General features: G+C 72.9%; 18 protein-coding genes and 1 riboswitch. Of the genes, 11 read left to right on the top strand and 7 right to left on the bottom strand.

Features of this window, described 5'->3' with window-relative positions; translation table 11 throughout:
* Nucleotides 1–4: 4 nt before the first annotated feature.
* The 4 genes from OG357_RS27855 (at nucleotide 5) to OG357_RS27840 (ending at nucleotide 2955) form a co-directional block, all read left to right on the top strand.
* The gene (locus OG357_RS27855) at nucleotides 5–328 is read left to right on the top strand and encodes a hypothetical protein (RefSeq protein WP_329623755.1); all 324 of its coding nucleotides are present in this window, start codon (nucleotides 5–7) and stop codon (nucleotides 326–328) included.
* Between the two features lie 155 nt (nucleotides 329–483).
* Nucleotides 484–1119 carry a hypothetical protein gene (locus OG357_RS27850; protein ID WP_329623754.1) on the top strand — a complete coding sequence of 212 codons (636 nt, stop codon included), beginning with the start codon at nucleotides 484–486 and terminating at the stop codon, nucleotides 1117–1119.
* Nucleotides 1120–1277: 158 nt separating this feature from the next.
* Nucleotides 1278–1772, top strand: coding sequence for a hypothetical protein (locus OG357_RS27845; protein WP_329623753.1), 495 nt, complete (start codon nucleotides 1278–1280; stop codon nucleotides 1770–1772).
* A gap of 148 nt (nucleotides 1773–1920) precedes the next feature.
* Nucleotides 1921–2955: an LLM class F420-dependent oxidoreductase gene (locus OG357_RS27840; protein WP_329623752.1), complete on the top strand. Its 1035-nt coding sequence runs from the start codon at nucleotides 1921–1923 to the stop codon at nucleotides 2953–2955.
* A gap of 2 nt (nucleotides 2956–2957) precedes the next feature.
* Here OG357_RS27840 and OG357_RS27835 read toward each other — a convergent pair whose 3' ends face one another.
* The 4 genes from OG357_RS27835 to OG357_RS27820 form a co-directional block, all read right to left on the bottom strand.
* Complete coding sequence (locus OG357_RS27835; protein WP_329623751.1) at nucleotides 2958–3503, bottom strand: hypothetical protein; 546 nt, start codon at nucleotides 3501–3503, stop codon at nucleotides 2958–2960.
* Between the two features lie 106 nt (nucleotides 3504–3609).
* Nucleotides 3610–4704, bottom strand: coding sequence for a prenyltransferase (locus OG357_RS27830; protein WP_329623750.1), 1095 nt, complete (start codon nucleotides 4702–4704; stop codon nucleotides 3610–3612).
* Complete coding sequence (locus tag OG357_RS27825) at nucleotides 4701–5435, bottom strand: class I SAM-dependent methyltransferase (RefSeq protein WP_329623749.1); 735 nt, start codon at nucleotides 5433–5435, stop codon at nucleotides 4701–4703. Before OG357_RS27825 ends, OG357_RS27830 begins: the two co-directional genes overlap by 4 nt.
* A 73-nt stretch (nucleotides 5436–5508) precedes the next feature.
* Nucleotides 5509–6843 (bottom strand): glycosyltransferase family 4 protein, encoded by a 1335-nt coding sequence (locus tag OG357_RS27820; RefSeq protein ID WP_329623748.1) that lies wholly within the window; start codon nucleotides 6841–6843, stop codon nucleotides 5509–5511.
* Between the two features lie 238 nt (nucleotides 6844–7081).
* Here OG357_RS27820 and OG357_RS27815 point away from each other — a divergent pair, with 238 nt between their 5' ends.
* Nucleotides 7082–7708: a TetR family transcriptional regulator gene (locus OG357_RS27815; RefSeq protein ID WP_329623747.1), complete on the top strand. Its 627-nt coding sequence runs from the start codon at nucleotides 7082–7084 to the stop codon at nucleotides 7706–7708.
* A gap of 109 nt (nucleotides 7709–7817) precedes the next feature.
* On the opposite strand, the gene OG357_RS27810 is transcribed toward OG357_RS27815, so the two are convergent.
* The 3 genes from OG357_RS27810 to OG357_RS27800 form a co-directional block, all read right to left on the bottom strand.
* Entirely contained in the window at nucleotides 7818–8342 is a 525-nt protein-coding gene (locus OG357_RS27810) for a hypothetical protein (protein ID WP_329623746.1), read from the bottom strand.
* 107 nt (nucleotides 8343–8449) lie between these two features.
* Nucleotides 8450–8683, bottom strand: coding sequence for a ferredoxin (locus OG357_RS27805; RefSeq protein ID WP_329623745.1), 234 nt, complete (start codon nucleotides 8681–8683; stop codon nucleotides 8450–8452).
* A complete protein-coding gene (locus tag OG357_RS27800; protein WP_329623744.1) occupies nucleotides 8683–10152 on the bottom strand; it encodes an aldehyde dehydrogenase in 1470 nt (489 codons plus the stop codon). Before OG357_RS27800 ends, OG357_RS27805 begins: the two co-directional genes overlap by 1 nt.
* A 127-nt stretch (nucleotides 10153–10279) precedes the next feature.
* Between OG357_RS27800 and OG357_RS27795 the strand changes: the two genes are divergently transcribed.
* From OG357_RS27795 to OG357_RS27770, 6 genes are all read left to right on the top strand, one after another.
* Nucleotides 10280–11317, top strand: coding sequence for an MBL fold metallo-hydrolase (locus tag OG357_RS27795; protein ID WP_329623743.1), 1038 nt, complete (start codon nucleotides 10280–10282; stop codon nucleotides 11315–11317).
* Nucleotides 11318–11423: 106 nt separating this feature from the next.
* Nucleotides 11424–11500: riboswitch (cobalamin riboswitch) on the top strand.
* Nucleotides 11501–11595: 95 nt separating this feature from the next.
* Nucleotides 11596–12849: a prenyltransferase/squalene oxidase repeat-containing protein gene (locus OG357_RS27790; protein ID WP_329623742.1), complete on the top strand. Its 1254-nt coding sequence runs from the start codon at nucleotides 11596–11598 to the stop codon at nucleotides 12847–12849.
* Between the two features lie 8 nt (nucleotides 12850–12857).
* Nucleotides 12858–13550 (top strand): SCO2322 family protein, encoded by a 693-nt coding sequence (locus OG357_RS27785; RefSeq protein WP_443066743.1) that lies wholly within the window; start codon nucleotides 12858–12860, stop codon nucleotides 13548–13550.
* Nucleotides 13547–14695, top strand: coding sequence for an energy-coupling factor transporter transmembrane component T (locus tag OG357_RS27780; RefSeq protein WP_443066742.1), 1149 nt, complete (start codon nucleotides 13547–13549; stop codon nucleotides 14693–14695). The genes OG357_RS27785 and OG357_RS27780 overlap by 4 nt, the downstream gene beginning before the upstream one ends.
* The gene (locus OG357_RS27775) at nucleotides 14692–16572 is read left to right on the top strand and encodes an ABC transporter ATP-binding protein (RefSeq protein WP_329623740.1); all 1881 of its coding nucleotides are present in this window, start codon (nucleotides 14692–14694) and stop codon (nucleotides 16570–16572) included. Before OG357_RS27780 ends, OG357_RS27775 begins: the two co-directional genes overlap by 4 nt.
* The gene (locus OG357_RS27770; RefSeq protein ID WP_329623739.1) at nucleotides 16569–17441 is read left to right on the top strand and encodes an ECF transporter S component; all 873 of its coding nucleotides are present in this window, start codon (nucleotides 16569–16571) and stop codon (nucleotides 17439–17441) included. The genes OG357_RS27775 and OG357_RS27770 overlap by 4 nt, the downstream gene beginning before the upstream one ends.
* Nucleotides 17442–17639: the final 198 nt, after the last annotated feature.

Below are 17639 nucleotides of genomic sequence, written 5' to 3'. Positions count from 1 at the left end.
CTACGTGCGGGAGATCCCCGACGGGTTCAAGGAGCAGCTCGCGACGTACCCCCAACGGAAGGGAAACGCCCCCCTCCGTTGGGGCCAGGTCAAGGGATGGGGAAACGACACGGTCGCCAACCTCTACGTCGACTGCCCCGACGCGGAACGGGGCCTCGTGAAGCAGGTGCACGTGAGGGTCAGTTACAGCAAGCCGTACGGGCATCCCGTCGAGAACCAGCGCGCGCTCCTCGGCCAACTGGTGGCCGACGGCGCCCGATACGTCGCCAAGGGCCTCACGTGCAAAGGTGCCGAAGAGCTCCCCACCGGGCCTGCGACCTTCGGGTGACCCGCGCCGGGGCGAGTACCGGTCGCGGTCGGCGGTGTGCACTGAGGGAAGGACGGCGCCATGGCGCCTTCGAGGAGACACAGACGGGCTTCCAGAACGGCGTGAACGCACAACGCGGATACGAGCCGCTCCCCGCGCAGTCCGGGGGCAGCTGAATGCCCGGGACGCGAGCGGGCGGCAGTATCACCCGCCCTTCTCGTCGCGGACTCGCGTTCGCCGCGCTGGGGCTCGTACTGGCCGTAGCCGTCGGCGTGATCTGGTGGCGGGCTGCGGCCAAGCCGACGGCCGCGCCGGTCGCCGTGCCGGAGCGCGTCTGCGGCGGATCGGTTTCGAGAGCGCCTCTGGTGCGGCTGCTCCCGGAACACGGCGACCCGTATCAGGAGTATCTGGGCCCCGGACCCGCCCAGACACACGTGTCGACTTGGTGCAGGGTTCGCGGCGGGGGCGCGACGGTCCAGTTCTTCTACGTGCGCGAGACCCCTGAAGGATTCAAGGAGCAGTTGGCCAAGTACCCCAAGCGGAAGGAGAACGCACCGCTCGGCTGGGGCAAGGTCAAGGGCTGGGGCAACGACACGAGCGCTCACCTCTACGTCGACTGCCCCAACGAAGAGCTGGGCCTCATACAGCAGGTTCACATCCAGGTCGGCTACAGCAAGCCGTACGGGCATCCCGTCGAGAACCAGCGCGCGCTCCTCGGCCAACTGGTGGCCGACGGCGCCCGATACGTCGCCAAGGGCCTCACGTGCAAAGGTGCCGACGAGCTCCCCACCGAACCTGCGACCTTCGGGTGACCCGCGCCGGGGCGAGCATCGGTCGCAGTCGGCTTCTCGCCGCTCTGGGGCTCACGCTGGCCGCAACCGCCGGCGCGTTCTGGTGGCAGGCGGCGCGCGGGCCGGCTGCCGTGGACGTACCGGACCGGGTGTGCGGTGGCGCACTGTCAGGGCGGACGGTGGCGGATGTACTGCCCAAGCGGGGCAAGCCGTTCGAGGAGAGCCTGGACGCCGACACGGCTGACGACAGCAAGGAGGGGTTCGACATCTGGTGCCGGGTCGCGGGCGGGGGCGAGTCCATCCTCGCCAGTTACAACTGGCACCGCGTCGGCGCTGTGGACCGCGTGATGGAGAAGAACCCCGACGGGCAGATCCGGCTCGGGCCGGCCAAGGGCCTGGCCACGACAGTGCAGGCGAGGCTGTTCCTCCCCTGCCGTAGCGAGGCGCCGGAGGGTCGGGGCTGGCTCGAGGTGGAGCTCATGCGCTGGGACGACCGGAACGTGCCCCGCGAGGAGCGCGTCCCGCTGGTCCAGCGGGACGAGGACGCGGCGCGCCTCACCGAGCTCACCGCGGAGGCCGCCCGGCACCTCGCCACGTTCCTCTCGTGCGAGGGCGCCCCGCTGCTGGCCGGCACTCCCGACATGGACTGGTTGCCCACGGCGTCCGGTACGTAGCCGAGGGCCTCCGACGGGAAGGGGCCGACGAGCACCCCGCCGGGCCCGCCGTCTCAGGGTGACCGTCCCTGCCGCCTTCCCTGTCGGTGGCCGTAGGCGTACAGTCCCCGGAAAACGATCTGACGGACCGTCAGAAAGGTTGTACGGCATGCGCCTCGGACTCGCCCTCGGCTACTGGGGCCGCGGCCCCTCCCCCGCCCATCTGGAGCTCGCCCGTGAGGCCGAGCGGCTCGGGTACGACTCAGTGTGGACGGCGGAGGCCTGGGGCTCCGACGCGTTCACCGCGCTGACCTGGATCGCCGCGCACACCTCGCGCATCAAACTCGGGACCGCCGTCGCACAGATGGCCGCCCGCACTCCGACGGCGACGGCGATGCACGCACTGACGCTCGACCACCTGTCCGGCGGGCGCATGATGCTCGGGCTCGGCCTGTCCGGGCCGCAGGTCGTCGAGGGCTGGTACGGCCGCCCCTTCCCCCGCTCCCCGCTGACCGCCACCCGCGAGTACGTGGACGTGATCCGGCAGGTCCTGCGCCGCGAGGCCCCCGTCCGGCTCGACGGACGGCACCACTCCCACCCGTACACCGGCGAGGACGGCACCGGCCTCGGCAAGGCCCTCAAGCCGATCACCCACCCGCTCCGGCCGGACCTGCCGATCCTCCTGGGCGCCGAGGGCCCCAGGAACATCGCGCAGACCCTCACCATCGCGGACGGCTGGCTGCCCCTGTACTGGTCCCCCGAGCGCTGGGCCGACGTCTACGCGCTCCCGGACCGGCTCCCCGAAGCCCGTGAGGGTACGAACCAAAGTAACTTCCTCGTCGCCCCGATGGTCCGCGCGCAGGTCTGCGAGGACGTGGCGGCCGGGCTGCTGCCCGTCAAGGCGATGCTCGGCTTCTACATCGGCGGCATGGGGCACGCCGCCCGCAACTTCCACGCCGATCTCATGGGGCGGATGGGGTACGCGAAGGAGGCCGGCCGCATCCAGGAGCTGTTCGCGGCGGGACGGCGCGAGGAGGCGGTGCTCGCCGTGCCGGACGCCTTCGCCGACGAGATCTCGCTCGTCGGCCCCCGGGAGCGGATCGCCGAGCGTCTCGACGCATGGCGGCGGGGCCCGGTGACGGACCTGCTGGTCACCTCACCGGACCCCGCCACGCTCCGCGTACTCGCGGAGCTCAACTCATAGCGTCAACCGCCTAGTTGCGACGCGCTCGGCACCTTCTCGACCACCACCGCGCCGGCGCTCTTGCCCGCGTCCTTGACGCTGTTGATGACGGACTCGAAGGCGCCGACGTCCGCATCGCCGACCTCGCCCTTGCGGAGTTTCGTCCCGAGCTCCTTGAGCGACTCGATCCCGGCCGTGAGCGGCGCGACCGCCTTCGAGAGCAGCGGGTCGCCCTTGGCGTTGTTCACCGCCGCCTTGAGCCGGTTGTACGTGAACGCGCCCGCGAGACCCGCCTTCACGAGGGCGAAGGTCCGCCCGTCCGCGCCCTTCGCGAACTTGCCCGCGCGGTACGGCTTCACGATCCACTGGTACGTGGCACCGGCGGCGAGGCCCGCGTTGGCCACGAACCGGGTCTTCGCCAGCTTCTGCTGCTCGAAGGTGCTCGTACTCGTCGGCGTCGCCGCGCTGCTCGCGCTCTGCGTGTCGTCGCCGTCGCAGGCCGCGGTGGTCAGCAGCAGGACGCAGGACAGCAGCAGCGCGACGACACCGCGCGAAGGACTTCTGGGCACGACGGGACCTCCCTGGGGCTGATGGCGCCAGCCTCACCCCGGCCCCCCACGCCCGCCACCCGGGCGACTCCGTACGGGTTCCCGCGGACGGGATCCCCGGCCCCGGTCAGACCGACGCGCAGCAGTCCGGTTCGAGGCCGGCCGGGAGGCGCTCGCCGCCGAAGACGGCGACCGTGGCCTCCTCGCCGCCGAGGGCAGCCACCGCGAGCAGCAGGGAGCCGGCGGTCCAGGCCGTCTGCTCCTCCGGCCACATGGCCTTGTCGCTTTCCGTGTCACCCTCGAAGACGTACCCCGTCCAGTACATGCCGTTCCCCGCGCGCAGGTGCCGGATGTCCTGGAGGATCGTCAGGGCCCGGTCGGATTCGCCCATCGCCCAGAGGGTGAGGGCGAGTTCGCAGGACTCGCCGCCCGTGACCCACGGGTTCGGGATCACGCAGCGGACGCCGAGGCCGGGCACGACGAACGCGTCCCAGTCGGCGTCGATCCGGGCCAGTGCCTCCGGTCCGGTGATCGCGCCGCCGAGGACCGGGTAGTACCAGTCCATCGAGTAGCGGGACTTGTCGAGGAAGCGCTCGGGGTGCCGGCGGATCGCGTGGCCGAGCGCGCCCGTCGCCAACTCCCAGTCCGGCTGCGGCTCTTCGCGGACCTCGGCGATGGCGAGGGCACAGCGCAGCGCCTGGTGGATGGAGGACGAGCCGGTGAGGAGCGCGTCGTTCACGGGCTCGCCGGAGGGCTCGCGCTTCCAGCCGATCTGCCCGCCGGACTGCTGGAGCCCGAGGACGAACTCGACGGCCGCGTAGACGACGGGCCACATCCGGTCGAGGAAGGCGTCGTCGCCGGTGGACAGGTAGTGGTGCCAGACGCCGACGGCGATGTACGCGACGAAGTTGGACTCCCGGCTCCGGTCGGTGACGTCGTCCGGGTCACCGTCGTGGTAGGCCGCGTACCAGGAGCCGTCCGCGTTCTGGTGGCGGGCGAGCCACTCGTAGGCGCGGGCCGCGGCGGCGTGCTCGCCGGCCGCGTCGAGGGCCATGGCCGCCTCGGTGTGGTCCCACGGGTCGAGGTGGTGGCCCCGGAACCACGGTATGGCCCCGTCCTCGCGCTGCACGGCGAGTATCCCGGTGACGGTCTCGGCCGCCTGCTCGGCCGTGAGCACCCCGGGCAGGACGAGGTGCTCGGCGATCCGCTCGGGAGAGGTCACTTGGTGTCGGCCTTCGGGAGATGCGGCTTGGTCGCGTACGCCACGAAGCTCTTGCCGACGACCGGGTTGAGCAGCTGCTCGGTGACCCGGGTCAGGGCGGGCTTCTTCATGATGTCCCAGACCAGGAGCTTGTGGTACGCGCGGACCGGCAGGGCCTTGTCGTTGTCGACGCCGAAGGCGCACTTCAGCCACCAGTACGGCGCGTGCAGGGCGTGCGCGTGGTGGGTGCCGTACGGCTTGAGGCCGGCCTGCCGGATCCGGTCGAGGAGCTCGTCGGCCTTGTAGATGCGGATGTGGCCGCCCTCGACCTCGTGGTACGCGTCGGAGAGCGCCCAGCAGATCTTCTCGGGGCCGTAGCGGGGCACCGTGATCGCGATCCGGCCGCCCGGCTTGAGGACGCGGACCATCTCGGCGAGCACGCCCTTGTCGTCCGGGATGTGCTCCATGACCTCGGAGATGATCACGACGTCGAAGGACTCGTCGGGGAAGGGCAGGTTGAGGGCGTCGCCCTCCATCGCGGTGGCGGTCGCCCCGGCGGGGGCCTCCCCGGCCTCCTTCATCGCCGCGAACCACTTGGCGACCTCGCGGATCTCCTCGCCGTTCTGGTCGAGGGCCACGACCTGGGCGCCGCGCCGGTAGCACTCGAAGGCGTGCCGGCCCGCACCGCAGCCCAGATCGAGCACGCGGTCGCCGGGGGCGAGCGGGAAGCGGGTGAAGTCGACGGTCAGCACGAGGGCCTGCCTTCGTGGTCGGGACGGGGGTGGTGCGAGTACGGCTGGAGACTGCGGTACGGAAGCGGGACGGTCACCTGCGGACGCCTTGGCGGGCTCCCTGGCGGGCGACGGCCTCGCGGTACAGCTCGGCCGTCCCCTGCGCCGCGCGCGCCCAGGTGAAGCGCTCCAGGACCCGGACCCGGCCCGCGGCACCGAGGCGGGCCCGCAGCTCCGGGTCGCCCAGCACGCGCCCGAGCGCCGCGGCCAGCGCCCCCGCGTCGCCCGGCGGCACCGCGAGGCAGGTCTCGCCGTCGGCTCCGGCGACCTCGGGAATCGCGCCGCCGGTGGTGGCGACGAGCGCCGTCCCGGTGGCCATGGCCTCGGCGGCGGGCAGCGAGAAGCCCTCGTACAGCGAGGGCACGCAGGAGACCTGGGCGGAGCGCACGAGGTCGACGAGCTCGGCGTCGCTGATGCCCTTGACGAACTCGACGGCGCCCCCGAGCCCGTACCGCTCGATCGCGGCGGCGACCGGCCCGTCCTCGGCGCGCTTGCCGACGACGACGAGGTGGGCGTCGGGGTTCTCGGTGCGGAGCTTGGCGAGCGCCTCGATGAGGTGGACGAGGCCCTTCAGGGGGACGTCGGCGCTGGAGGTGGTGACGATCCGGCCGGGGACCTCGGCGACGGCCTGATCCGGGGACCAGAGCGTGGTGTCGGCGCCGATGTGGACGACCCGGATGCGGTCCTCGCGTACGCCGAGGTGCTCGACGATCTCGTCGCGGGAGGTGCCGGAGACGGTGAGGACGGACGGCATCCGGCGGGCGACCCGCTTCTGCATGCGGGTGAAGGCGTACCAGCGGCGGACGGAGGCGCGGCGCTTCCAGTCGGCGGCGGCGTCGAGTTCGAGCTGCCGGTCGACGGTGATGGGGTGGTGGATCGTGGTGACGAGCGGCGCGCCGAGGGCCCGGGGGCCGCCGAGGAGGCCGTAGCCGAGGGTCTGGTTGTCGTGGACGACGTCGAAGTCGCCGCGGCGGGCGGCGAGCATGCGCCGGGCCCGCAGGGAGAAGGTGAGGGGCTCGGGGAATCCGCCGGTCCACATGGTGGCGACTTCGAGGCCGTCGATCCAGTCGCGGTACTCGTCGCGCTTCGGCGTACGGAAGGGGTCCGGCGAGCGGTAGAGGTCGAGGCTGGCGATCTCGGTGAGCGGCACGCCGTCGTCCAGCGTGGGGTACGGCTGGGAGCCGACGACCTCGACGTGGTGGCCGAGGCGGGCGAGCTCACGGGAGAGGTGGCGGACGTAGACGCCCTGGCCGCCGCAGAACGGGTTCCCCTTGTACGTGAGGAGAGCGATCCGCAACGGACCGTCACCGTCCGCGGTGGCGCCCTGCCGGGGGCTTGCCGGGCTTGCCTCTATGGCTTCCGCGGTCATGCGCGACCCCCTTCGAGCGTGTTTCGCCGGAGCGTAACCGCTCGCGCTAATCTAGAACAAGTTACAGACTTGATCGTTCTCGATCTTCTTGCATGATCTTCCTGATCGCTCAAGGAGGACAGAATCTACCGGCAGGTAGCTCCCTGGTGAGAGCCGGAACAGGTGATTCGCGCCACGACGGCCGGACCGCGATACTGTCGCTCCCCACCTCCGCTCCCACCGCACGGAACGGGAACCCATGACCGCAGACAACAGGGCGGACCTCGGCCCTTCGGCGCCGGCCCTCACGGAGCGCCAGGAGGCGCGGCGGCGCCGCATCCTGGACGCCAGCGCGCAGCTCGCGGCGCGGGGCGGCTTCGACGCCGTACAGATGCGGGAGGTCGCCGAGGCGGCCGGGGTGGCCCTCGGCACGCTGTACCGCTACTTCCCGTCCAAGATCCACCTGCTGGTCGCGACGATGCAGGACCAGCTCCAGCACATGCACACCACGCTGCGGAAGCGGCCGCCCGCGGGCGCCGACCCGGCGGAGCGGGTCGCGGAGACCCTGATGCGGGCCTTCCGGGCGCTCCAGCGGGAGCCTCAGCTCGCCGACGCGATGGTGCGGGCGCTGACCTTCGCGGACCGCGGGGTGAGCCCCGAGGTGGACACGGTCTCGCGGCTGACGACCGCGATCATCCTGGACGCGATGGGGGCGGAGCACCCGAGCCCGCAGCAGCTGTCGGCGGTGCGCGTGATCGAGCACACCTGGCACTCGGCACTGATCACGTGGCTGTCCGGGCGTGCCTCGATCGCGCAGGTGAAGATCGACATCGAGACGGTCTGCCGGCTGATCGACCTGACGGCGCCGGGCGCGCCGGAGCGGTGACGGGCCCGGACGCGGGCAGAGGCTCCACCGAACCGAGGACGGCACCTGTCCGTTCCCCCGACCCGTCGGGGCAAAGGACGGGTCGGGGGAACGGACGGACGGCCGGATGTCAGGAGGACTGACGGGCCTTCTCGTTGTCGGCCGCGATCTTCGCCGCGCACTCCGGACCGCTGTCGGCGGCGACGAACATCACCATCTTCAGCGGGCCCTGGGCGTGGTTGCTGGCCTGGAGCGTCCAGCCGCTCTTCTCCAGGGACTTGATCACCGAGCCGTTCATCTCGTTGCTCCGCAACTCCTTCCAGCCACCGCCGGTCAGGGCCGTGATCGTGCCCCCGTAGGACTTCACCGGGTCCGCGGCCTTCTCGGCGTCGGCCGTCCAGGTGATCATGCAGTCCTTGAGCTCCGGCGCGATGTCATCGCCCGAGGAGTCCTGCGCGAAGCCGGCCCCGGTCGCCGCCGCCTCGATCTCCTTGGTGACCGCGGCGGCGTCCAACTTCCCGCCGCCCGAACCACTCGCGCCCGTACCGCCCGTGACGGACGCCGAACCGCCCTTGTCGGAACCGCCCTCGCTACCGCAACCAGCGACCAGCAGCACCACACCGGCGGCCGCGGCCACCCACTTCACGTTGCGCACAACACTCCCGAAATACGTGCGCACGAAGGCCCCTTGCCCCCGTGACCAAGGGCCCAGTTTTGCACAAGGGAACGACAACGCGCCGTGCTCCGCGCCCCGCTCGGCCGCTACTCCTCCGGTGGGAACACCGGTTCCCCTCCGTCCGCGAGGGCGATCAGGATGGCCTCCACCGGGCAGCCCTCGGCCGCCGCGAGCAGCGTCTCCCCCGCGTCCACCTCCGGTTCCACCGGATGGGACTGGCGGGCCGTGTCGAGACGGAAGGCGGTCGGGGCGTGGTTGACGCACATGCCGGAGCCGATGCAGACGCTCCGGTCGACCTCGACGTGCCAGCGGTCCCCCATCACTCCCCCGCCGGGGACTCGTACCCGCCGGGCAGGTGGATCATCTTGTGCTCCAGGTACTCGCCGAAGCCCTCGGGGCCGAACTCCCGTCCCAGGCCGGAGTTCTTGTAGCCGCCGAAGGGGCCGAGCATGTCGAGGCTGAAGGTGTTGACGTTGAACGTGCCGGTGCGCACGGACCGGGCGAAGCCGATGCCGTGCTCCACGTCGCCGGTCCAGACGCTGCCGCTGAGCCCGAAGTCGGAGTCGTTGGCGATCCGGAGGGCCTCGGCCTCGTCCCCGTACGGCAGGAGGCAGATGACCGGGCCGAAGATCTCCTCGCGGGCGATCCGCATGGAGTTGTCGACGCCGCCGAAGAGCGTGGGCTCGACGTACCAGCCGCGGTCGAGGGAGGCCGGACGCCCGCCGCCCGCGAGGACCTTGGCGCCCTCCGCCTGGCCGATGCCGATGTAGTCGAGGGAGCGCTGTTGCTGACGCCGGGCGACGAGCGGGCCGACCTGGGTGGCGGGGTCGAGCGGGTCGCCGACGACGAGCGCTCCGGCCGCCGCCGCGAAGGCCTCGGCGATCTCCTCGTAGCGGGAGCGCGGGGCGAGGATACGGGTCTGGGCCACGCACGCCTGGCCGTTGTTCATCCAGGCGGCGGGGACGATCCCGGCGACGGCGGTGTCCAGGTCCGCGTCGGGCAGGATCACGGCGGCCGACTTGCCGCCGAGTTCGAGGGTGACGCGGCTGAGGTTGCGGGAGGCGACCTCCATGACCCGCTTGCCGGCCGCGACGGAGCCGGTGAAGGACACCTTGTCGACGCCGGGGTGGCCGACGAGGTACTCGCTGACCTCGCGGTCGGCGGGCAGGATGCTGAGCACGCCCTCGGGCAGCCCGGCCTCGGTGGCGATCTCGGCGAGGATGTACGAGTCGAGGGGCGACTCCGGCGAGGGCTTGAGGACCACCGTGCAACCGGCGAGCAGCGCGGGCCCCAGCTTGGCGGCGGCGGTGAACTGCGGCACGTTCCACGGGATGACGGCCGCGACCACGCCCACCGGCTCGCGCCGGACGAGCAGCGGACCGAGGACGCCGCCGCGCCGCTCCTCGAAGGCGAAGTCCCGGGCGACCGTGATCGCCGCGTCCCAGACCATCATCGCGCCGAGCGCCTGGGCGAGGACGGACCAGGAGTACGGGGAGCCGTTCTGCGAGCTGATGGAGCGGGCGATCTCCTCGTACCGGACGGCGATGGCGTCCTTGATCCGGGTGACGACCGCGATCCGCTCCTCGACCGACATCCGCGGCCAGGGCCCCTCGTCGAACGCCCGCCGGGCGGCGGCGACGGCCCGGTCGACATCGGCGGCGGAGGCGTGCGGGACCCGACCGATGACCTCTTCGGTGTGCGGCGAGATCACCTCGATGACCGCATCGCCCAGCGGATCGGTCAACTCCCCGCCGATGAACAGCTTTCCGTGCTCCACAAGCTCGCTCATGACCGCAGCCTCCCGGGGGGACGAGTATTCTGACGATGCCTCAGAACTGATACCAGTTCTAGTTATAGTGGGCAATGGAACGGGCACGGTCGAGCAGGCTCCGCACGGCCTTGAGAGATGAGGGCACATGACCCAGGTGACCGAGCACGGCGGAGGCGTCTGGTCGCTGCGGGTGCCCATTCCGGACAATCCGCTCGGCCACACCCTGGTCCACGTCCTCGACACCGACCGCGGCCCGGTCCTCGTCGACACCGGCTGGGACGACCCCGCCTCCTGGCATGAACTCACCGGCGGACTCGCCGCGTTGGGGTTGTCCGTCCAGGAGATCCACGGGGTCGTCATCACCCACCACCACCCCGACCACCACGGACTCTCCGGCCGGGTCCGCGAGGAGTCCGGGGCCTGGATCGCCATGCACGCCGCCGACACGGCCGTCGTCCGCCGCACCCGCGAGGCCGAGCCCGGCACCTGGCTCGACTACATGACGCAGAAGCTGACCGCCGTCGGCGCCCCCGAGGAGCACGTCGCCCCGCTGCGGGCCGCCCGTGCCTCCGGCCGGATGCTGACCCTGCCGGGGCTGCGCTCCGCCGTCCCCGACCGGGAGATCGTCCCCGGCGAGCTCCTCGACCTGGCCGGCCGGCGGCTGCGCGCGATCTGGACCCCCGGCCACACCCCCGGCCACGTCTGCCTCCATCTGGAGGAGGAGCACCCCGCCGGGCTGCCGGGCCACGGCCGGCTGTTCTCCGGCGACCACCTGCTGCCCGGGATCTCCCCGCACATCGGGCTGTACGAGCACCCGGGCGACCTCCACGAGACCGACCCCCTCGGCGACTACCTCGATTCGCTCGAACGCATCGGCCGCCTCGGCGTCGCCGAGGTCCTCCCCGCCCACCAGTACGCGTTCGCCGACGCCGCCGGCCGGGTCGACGAGCTCATCGCCCACCACGAGGAACGGCTCACCGGGCTCCTCGCCTTGCTCGCCACCCCGCTCACCCCCTGGCAGCTCGCCGAGCGGATGGAGTGGAACCGGCCCTGGGACGAGATCCCCCACGGCTCCCGGAACATCGCCGTCAGCGAGGCCGAGGCCCACGTCCGCCGGCTGGTGAAGCTGGGCCGCGCGGAGGCCGTGACCGGCACGGACCCGGTGACGTACGTCGCCGTGTGAGCCTCCCCGGCCGTGCCGGACCCGGCGGGTGTGAGGCACCTCGCACCCCCGAGGCCGCGCCCGTACGGGCCGGTAGAGTGAGCAGGTCGTCATCATGCCCGTACGGGGGGAAGCCGGTGCGAATCCGGCACTGACCCGCAACCGTAAGCCGCCCCGAACCCAGGGCGGCGAGTCGGAATGCCCCGTCCGGGACGTGACCGCCGGCACCGTCGAGGAATACGGAGCCGGAGCCTGGTGCCCCTGAGGCGTGCCGGTGCCCGGCCGCAGGAGAGGGCCCCATGAACACCGTCCGCCGCGGCGCCGCCGCGCTCGCCGCCGCCGCAGTCGTACTCGGCACCGGAGCGGCCCTTCCGGCCGCCGCCGCGCCCTCCCCGACCCCCTCGACCGGCGCCCCGGCGCCCGGTCTCTACGGCACGAAGGACCCGACGTACGACGGTGTGTGGCGTCAGTCGCTCGCCTTCCTCGCCCAGCGCGGCACCGGCTTCCAGCCCGCCGACCAGGCCGTGGACTGGCTCCTCGGCCAGCAGTGCGCCGACGGCTCCTTCAGCTCCTACCGCGCGGACGCGACGAAGCCCTGCGACGCGAAGACCCTGCGGGACACCAACGCCACCGCCCTCGCCGTCCAGGCGCTCGGCGCCGTCCGCCGCCAGGCCGCCGACCCGGAGAAGGTCGACAAGGCCGTCAAGGCCGGGCACGCCTGGCTGCGGTCCGTGCAGAACAAGGACGGCGGCTGGGGCTACACCCCCGGCGGCGGCCCCAGCGACGCCAACTCCACCTCGGTCATCGCCGGCGCCCTCGCCGCGACCGGCGTGAGGCCCGGCTCCTTCACCTCCGCCGAGGGCCGCACCCCCTACGACGCGCTCCTCACCTTCGCGGTGCCCTGCTCCGACAAGGACGGCGCCGGGGCCTTCGCGTACCAGCCCGACAAGACCGGCAAGCTGCTCGCCAACGCGGACGCCACCGCCGCGGCCACCCTCGCCGGGCTCGGCAAGAGCGTCGTCTCCACCAAGGCCTCCCCCGAGCAGGCCCCGGCCTGCCAGGACCTGGCGAAGCCGACCGTCGAGCGGGCCGCCCTCAACGGCGCCTCCTACCTGGCGAAGACCCTCGCGAAGACCGGCCACCTCACCGCCCCGCCGATGCCCGGCGCCACCGACACGACGGAGAAGCCGGACATCGGCAACACCGCCGACGCGGTCGTGGCGCTCGCCGCGGCCGGTGCCACCAAGGAGGCCCAGCCCGCGATCGAGTGGCTGGAGAAGAACTCCGCCGCCTGGGCGAAGGAGAGCGGCCCCGCCGCCTACGCGCAGCTGATCCTGGCCGCCCGCGCGACGGAGAACGACCCGCGCGAGTTCGGCACGGCCGACCTGGTCGAGCAGCTCAACGCCCTCGGCCCGGCGCCCAAGAGCCCGGACACGTCCGCCGCTGCCACGAGCGACGACGAGGAGTCCGGGTTCGACATCTGGTGGATCATCGGCATCGGCATGGTCGTCGGCGTCGGCATCGGCTTCCTCGTGAGCGGCCGCAAGAAGTGACGCGAGAAGTGACGACCGTCCGAAGGGGCGTCGCCCGGACCGTCGCCGCCGCGGCCGGCGCACTCCTCACGCTCACCGCCGTCGCCGCGGCCCCCGCGCAGGCCGCCGGGTACCGCTACTGGTCGTTCTGGGAGAGCGACGGCGGGACGTCCTGGACGTACGCCACGCAGGGACCGGCGACCGCCCGCCCCGCCGACGGCGACGCGATCGGCTTCCGCTTCGCGCTCAGCAAGGGCACGAGCGACACCTCCAAGCCCTCCGCCGCCCCCGACTTCCCGGGGATCTGCGCGGGCGTGGAGAAGAAGGACGGCAGCAAGCGGATCGCGGTCGTCGTCGACTTCGGCGGTCCGCAGGACGCCCCGCCCGGCGAGAAGCCGCCGCAGAAGCCGGTCACGACCGGCTGCGTGCAGGTCCGTGAGGACGCGACGGGCGCGGAGGCCCTGGCCGAGGTGGCGAAGCCGCTGCGGTACGACGGCGCGGCGATGCTGTGCGGGATCGCCGGGTATCCGGCGCGGGGCTGTGGCGAGCAGGTCGCGGAGGGCGAGGAGCAGCCGGCCCCGTCGTCCGCTTCCCCCGCCCCCACCACCGCGGCCTCCGGCTCGGGGAGCGGGGACGGCCCGTCCTTCGGCGTGCTCGCCGGCGGGGCGGCCGTGCTCGCGCTCGGCGGCGCAGCGATCTGGAAGGCCCGCCGTCGCGGATGAGCCCCGCCCGTAGCCGACGGCCGTTCGCGGCCCCCGTGGCGAACCGGTCGAACGCCCTCCACGCCGGTGCCTGGTGGGTGTGGGCGCTCGGCCTGGCCGTCGCCGCCTCGCGCACCACCAACCCGCTGCTGCTCGGTCTGGTCGTCGGGGTCGCCGGCTATGTCGTGGCGGCCCGGCGTACGGACGCGCCCTGGGCGCGTTCGTACGGGGCGTTCGTGAAGCTCGGCCTGTTCGTCGTCGTCCTGCGGGTCGTCTTCTCCCTGCTGCTCGGCTCCCCGATCCCGGGGACGCATGTCCTGTTCACGCTGCCCGAGGTGCCGCTGCCCGACTGGGCGCAAGGGGTACGGATCGGGGGCCGGGTCACCGCCGAGCAGCTGGTCTTCGCCCTCTACGACGGCGCGAAACTGGCGACCCTGCTGATCTGCGTGGGCGCGGCGAACGCGCTGGCCAACCCGGCGCGACTCCTCAAGTCCCTGCCGGGGGCCCTGTACGAGGCCGGGGTCGCCGTCGTCGTGGCGATGACCTTCGCGCCGAACATGGTCGCCGACGTGGTCCGGCTGCGCACCGCCCGCCGCCTCCGGGGCCGCCCCACCGGCGGGGTCAGGGCGGTGCTCCAGATCGGTCTGCCGGTGCTCGAAGGAGCGCTTGAGCGGTCGATCGCGGTGGCGGCCTCGATGGACGCGCGGGGTTACGGCCGGACGGCCCAGGTCCCCGCGTCCGTACGCCGTACGACGAACGCGCTGACCCTGGGCGGGCTGCTCGGCGTCTGCGCCGGTTCGTACGGGCTGCTCGCGGCGGAGGGCGCGGGGTACGGGCTGCCGCTGCTTGCCGCCGGGCTCCTCGCGGCGATGGCGGGGCTCCGGCTCGGCGGGCTGCGGGCCGTACGGACCCGGTACCGGCCCGACCGCTGGGGCGTGCGGGCCTGGCTGGTCGCCGGCTCGGGAGTGGCGGTCGCGGTGCTGATGATCTGGGCGAACGCGTACGCACCGGAGGCGCTGCACCCGGGGGTCGTCCCCCTGGAGGCGCCGGAGCTGCCGCTCCTGCCGGCCCTCTCGATCCTGGTGGGCCTGGTCCCGGCGTTCGTGGCCCCCGTACCGCAGGAGTCCGTGCCCCGCCGGGACACCGTCGCCAAGGAGAGCACGTGATCCGCTTCGAGAACGTCTCGGTCAGGTACGAGGAGGGTGCCGAGCCCACCCTGCGGGACGTGAACCTCACCGTCCCCGAGGGCGAGCTCGTCCTGCTCGTCGGCCCGTCCGGCGTCGGCAAGTCGACCCTGCTCGGGGCGGTCTCCGGCCTCGTCCCGCACTTCACGGGCGGCACCCTGACCGGCCGGGTGACGGTCGACGGCCGGGACACCCGTACGCATCCGCCGCGCGAGCTGGCGGACGTGGTGGGCACGGTCGGGCAGGACCCGTCGGCGCACTTCGTGACGGACACGGTCGAGGACGAGCTCGCGTACGGGATGGAGTCCCTGGGTCTGGCGCCGGCCGTCATGCGGCGCCGGGTCGAGGAGACCCTCGACCTGCTGGGCCTGGCGGAACTCCGCGACCGCCCGATCGCCACGCTCTCCGGCGGCCAGCGGCAGCGCGTCGCGATCGGCTCGGTCCTGACCCCGCACCCCAAGGTCCTCGTCCTCGACGAGCCGACGTCCGCGCTGGACCCGTCGGCGGCGGAGGACGTCCTGGCGGTGCTCCAGCGCCTGGTCCACGACCTGGGCACGACGGTCCTCCTGGCCGAGCACCGCCTGGAGCGGGTCGTCCAGTACGCGGACCAGGTCATCCTCCTGCCGGACGGCGTCATGGGCCCGCCGGCCGAGATCATGGCGGTCTCGCCGGTCCACCCGCCGGTGGTGGCCCTGGGCCGGCTTGCCGGCTGGACCCCCCTGCCACTGACGGTGCGGGACGCGCGGCGGCGGGCGGGCGAGCTGAAGGAGCGGCTGGCCGGACAGGCGGAGGAGCGGCTGGAGGGCGGGGACCCTGCGGGGCTTCTCCCCCACCCCGCCCCTTCCCGAAACCGGGGCTCCGCCCCGGACCCCGGTCCTCAAACGCCGGACAGGCTGGATTCACCCCGCTCCACGGCGGGCGAAGCCCTGCCCGGCGGGAGCGCGGCCCCGCCGCGGGGGGACTCCTTCGCCCAGGGAGCCATGTCAGCCCCGCCGGCGTTTGAGGCGCGGGGGTCCGGGGGCAGCACCCCCGGTTTCGGGAAGGGGCGGAGTGGGGGAATCTCCCTCTTCCGACGGCGCCGTACCCACCCGACCGACCCCACTCCCACCTCCCCCCTCGTCCTCGCGGAAGCGCTCGGCGTCCGACGCGGCCGGGTCGAAGCCCTCCGCCGCATCGACCTCCAGGTCAAGCCCGGCGAGACCGTCGCGCTCATGGGGCGCAACGGCGCGGGCAAGTCCACCTTCCTCTCCGCCCTCGTCGGCATGATCCCGCCGACCTCCGGCACGGTCCGCGTCGCCGGCCGCACCCCCCACACCACCGACCCCCGCGACCTGATCCGCCAGGTCGGCCTCGTCCCGCAGGAGCCGAGGGACCTGCTGTACGCGGACACCGTCGCCGCCGAGTGCGCGGCGGCGGACGCCGACGCGGGCGCGGCGCCCGGGACCTGCCGGGCCCTGGTGTCCGAGCTGCTGCCGGGGGTCGCGGACGACACGCACCCCCGGGACCTGTCCGAGGGGCAGCGGCTCGCGCTCGCGCTGGCCGTGGTGCTGACCGGCCGCCCGCCGCTCCTCCTCCTCGACGAGCCGACGCGCGGTCTGGACTACGCGGCGAAGGCCCGGCTGGTCGCGCACCTGCGCGCCCTCGCGGCGGACGGTCACGCGATCATCCTGGCCACGCACGACGTGGAGCTGGCGGCGGAGCTGGCGCACCGGGTGGTGATCATCGCGGACGGCGAGGTGGTCGCGGACGGCCCGACCGCCGAGGTCGTCGTCTCCTCCCCCGCCTTCTCCCCGCAGGTCGCCAAGATCCTCGCCCCGCAGCACTGGCTCACGGTCGAACAGGTGGAGGCCGCGCTGTGAGGCAAGCGACGAGCGGTCGCCCCGTCCGCCTCGGCCCGCGCTCGGTCGCCGCGCTGGTCCTGGTCTCCCTCATCGGGGTCGCCGCCTTCACCTGGCCGCTCTTCGCGGACGCCGGGTCGGCCGTCACCTCGCACGCCGGGGACGCGCCCTGGCTCTTCGCCGCCCTCCTGCCCCTGCTCGTCGCGGTCGTGATCGCGACGATCGCGGACTGCGGGATGGACGCGAAGGCCGTCGCGATGCTGGGGGTGCTCGCCGCCGTGGGGGCCGCGCTCCGCCCGCTCGGGGCGGGGACGGTGGGCCTTGAGCCGATGTTCTTCCTGATGGTGCTGAGCGGCCGGGTCCTCGGCCCGGGCTTCGGCTTCGTCCTCGGCGCGGTGACGCTGTTCGCGTCGGCCCTGCTCACGGGCGGGGTGGGCCCCTGGATGCCGTTCCAGATGCTCTCGATGGGCTGGTTCACGATGGGCGCCGGGCTGCTCCCTGCCCCGCAGCGGCTCCGGGGCCGGGGTGAGCTGCTGATGCTCTCCGTGTACGGCTTCGTGGCGGCGTTCGCGTACGGAACGGTCATGAACCTCCAGGGCTGGGTCCTGCTCCAGGGCCTGGGCAGCGGGGTCTCCTTCGTGCCGGGCGCCCCGCTCCACGAGAACCTGGTCCGCTTCCTCGCCTTTGTCGTCGCCACCTCCCTCGGCTGGGACCTTGGCCGCGCCGTCCTCACCGTCGTCCTCACCCTCACCATCGGATCCACGCTTCTGAAGGCCCTCCGCCGTGCGACTCGACGGGCGAACTTCGAGGCCCAGGTCACATTCGAAGGCCCGGAAAAGGCCTCTCCGGGTGAGCCGCCCCACAGGACCTACGTCACGTACGAGCCGTAGTAGTAGCCGTACACACCGGTCCAAATCACCCCACACCCGGGCATGACCTGCGGAAATCCCGCAAGCCCACCCCCGGGACCTTCCGCCCGGGTCCGACCCTTCCTCGTACAGGGGGTCGTTGCGTCGGCGCTCAGGCCCTGGTTTCGTAGAGCTCGTCGCCAGGCAGCCGGTGCTCACCACAGCGCCTCGGACGGCCGG

This window comes from Streptomyces sp. NBC_01255 (assembly GCF_036226445.1).
Taxonomy (GTDB): domain Bacteria; phylum Actinomycetota; class Actinomycetes; order Streptomycetales; family Streptomycetaceae; genus Streptomyces.
This window is presented reverse-complemented; position numbering and strand designations above follow the sequence as displayed.

Coding starts and splice junctions, on each gene's coding strand:
- OG357_RS27850 (WP_329623754.1), top strand. CDS start 484: ATGCCCGGGACGCGAGCGGGCGGCAGTATCACCCGCCCTTCTCGTCGC.
- OG357_RS27840 (WP_329623752.1), top strand. CDS start 1,921: ATGCGCCTCGGACTCGCCCTCGGCTACTGGGGCCGCGGCCCCTCCCCC.
- OG357_RS27820 (WP_329623748.1), bottom strand. CDS start 6,843: ATGACCGCGGAAGCCATAGAGGCAAGCCCGGCAAGCCCCCGGCAGGGC.
- OG357_RS27815 (WP_329623747.1), top strand. CDS start 7,082: ATGACCGCAGACAACAGGGCGGACCTCGGCCCTTCGGCGCCGGCCCTC.
- OG357_RS27805 (WP_329623745.1), bottom strand. CDS start 8,683: ATGGGGGACCGCTGGCACGTCGAGGTCGACCGGAGCGTCTGCATCGGC.
- OG357_RS27800 (WP_329623744.1), bottom strand. CDS start 10,152: ATGAGCGAGCTTGTGGAGCACGGAAAGCTGTTCATCGGCGGGGAGTTG.
- OG357_RS27795 (WP_329623743.1), top strand. CDS start 10,280: ATGACCCAGGTGACCGAGCACGGCGGAGGCGTCTGGTCGCTGCGGGTG.
- OG357_RS27790 (WP_329623742.1), top strand. CDS start 11,596: ATGAACACCGTCCGCCGCGGCGCCGCCGCGCTCGCCGCCGCCGCAGTC.
- OG357_RS27780 (WP_443066742.1), top strand. CDS start 13,547: ATGAGCCCCGCCCGTAGCCGACGGCCGTTCGCGGCCCCCGTGGCGAAC.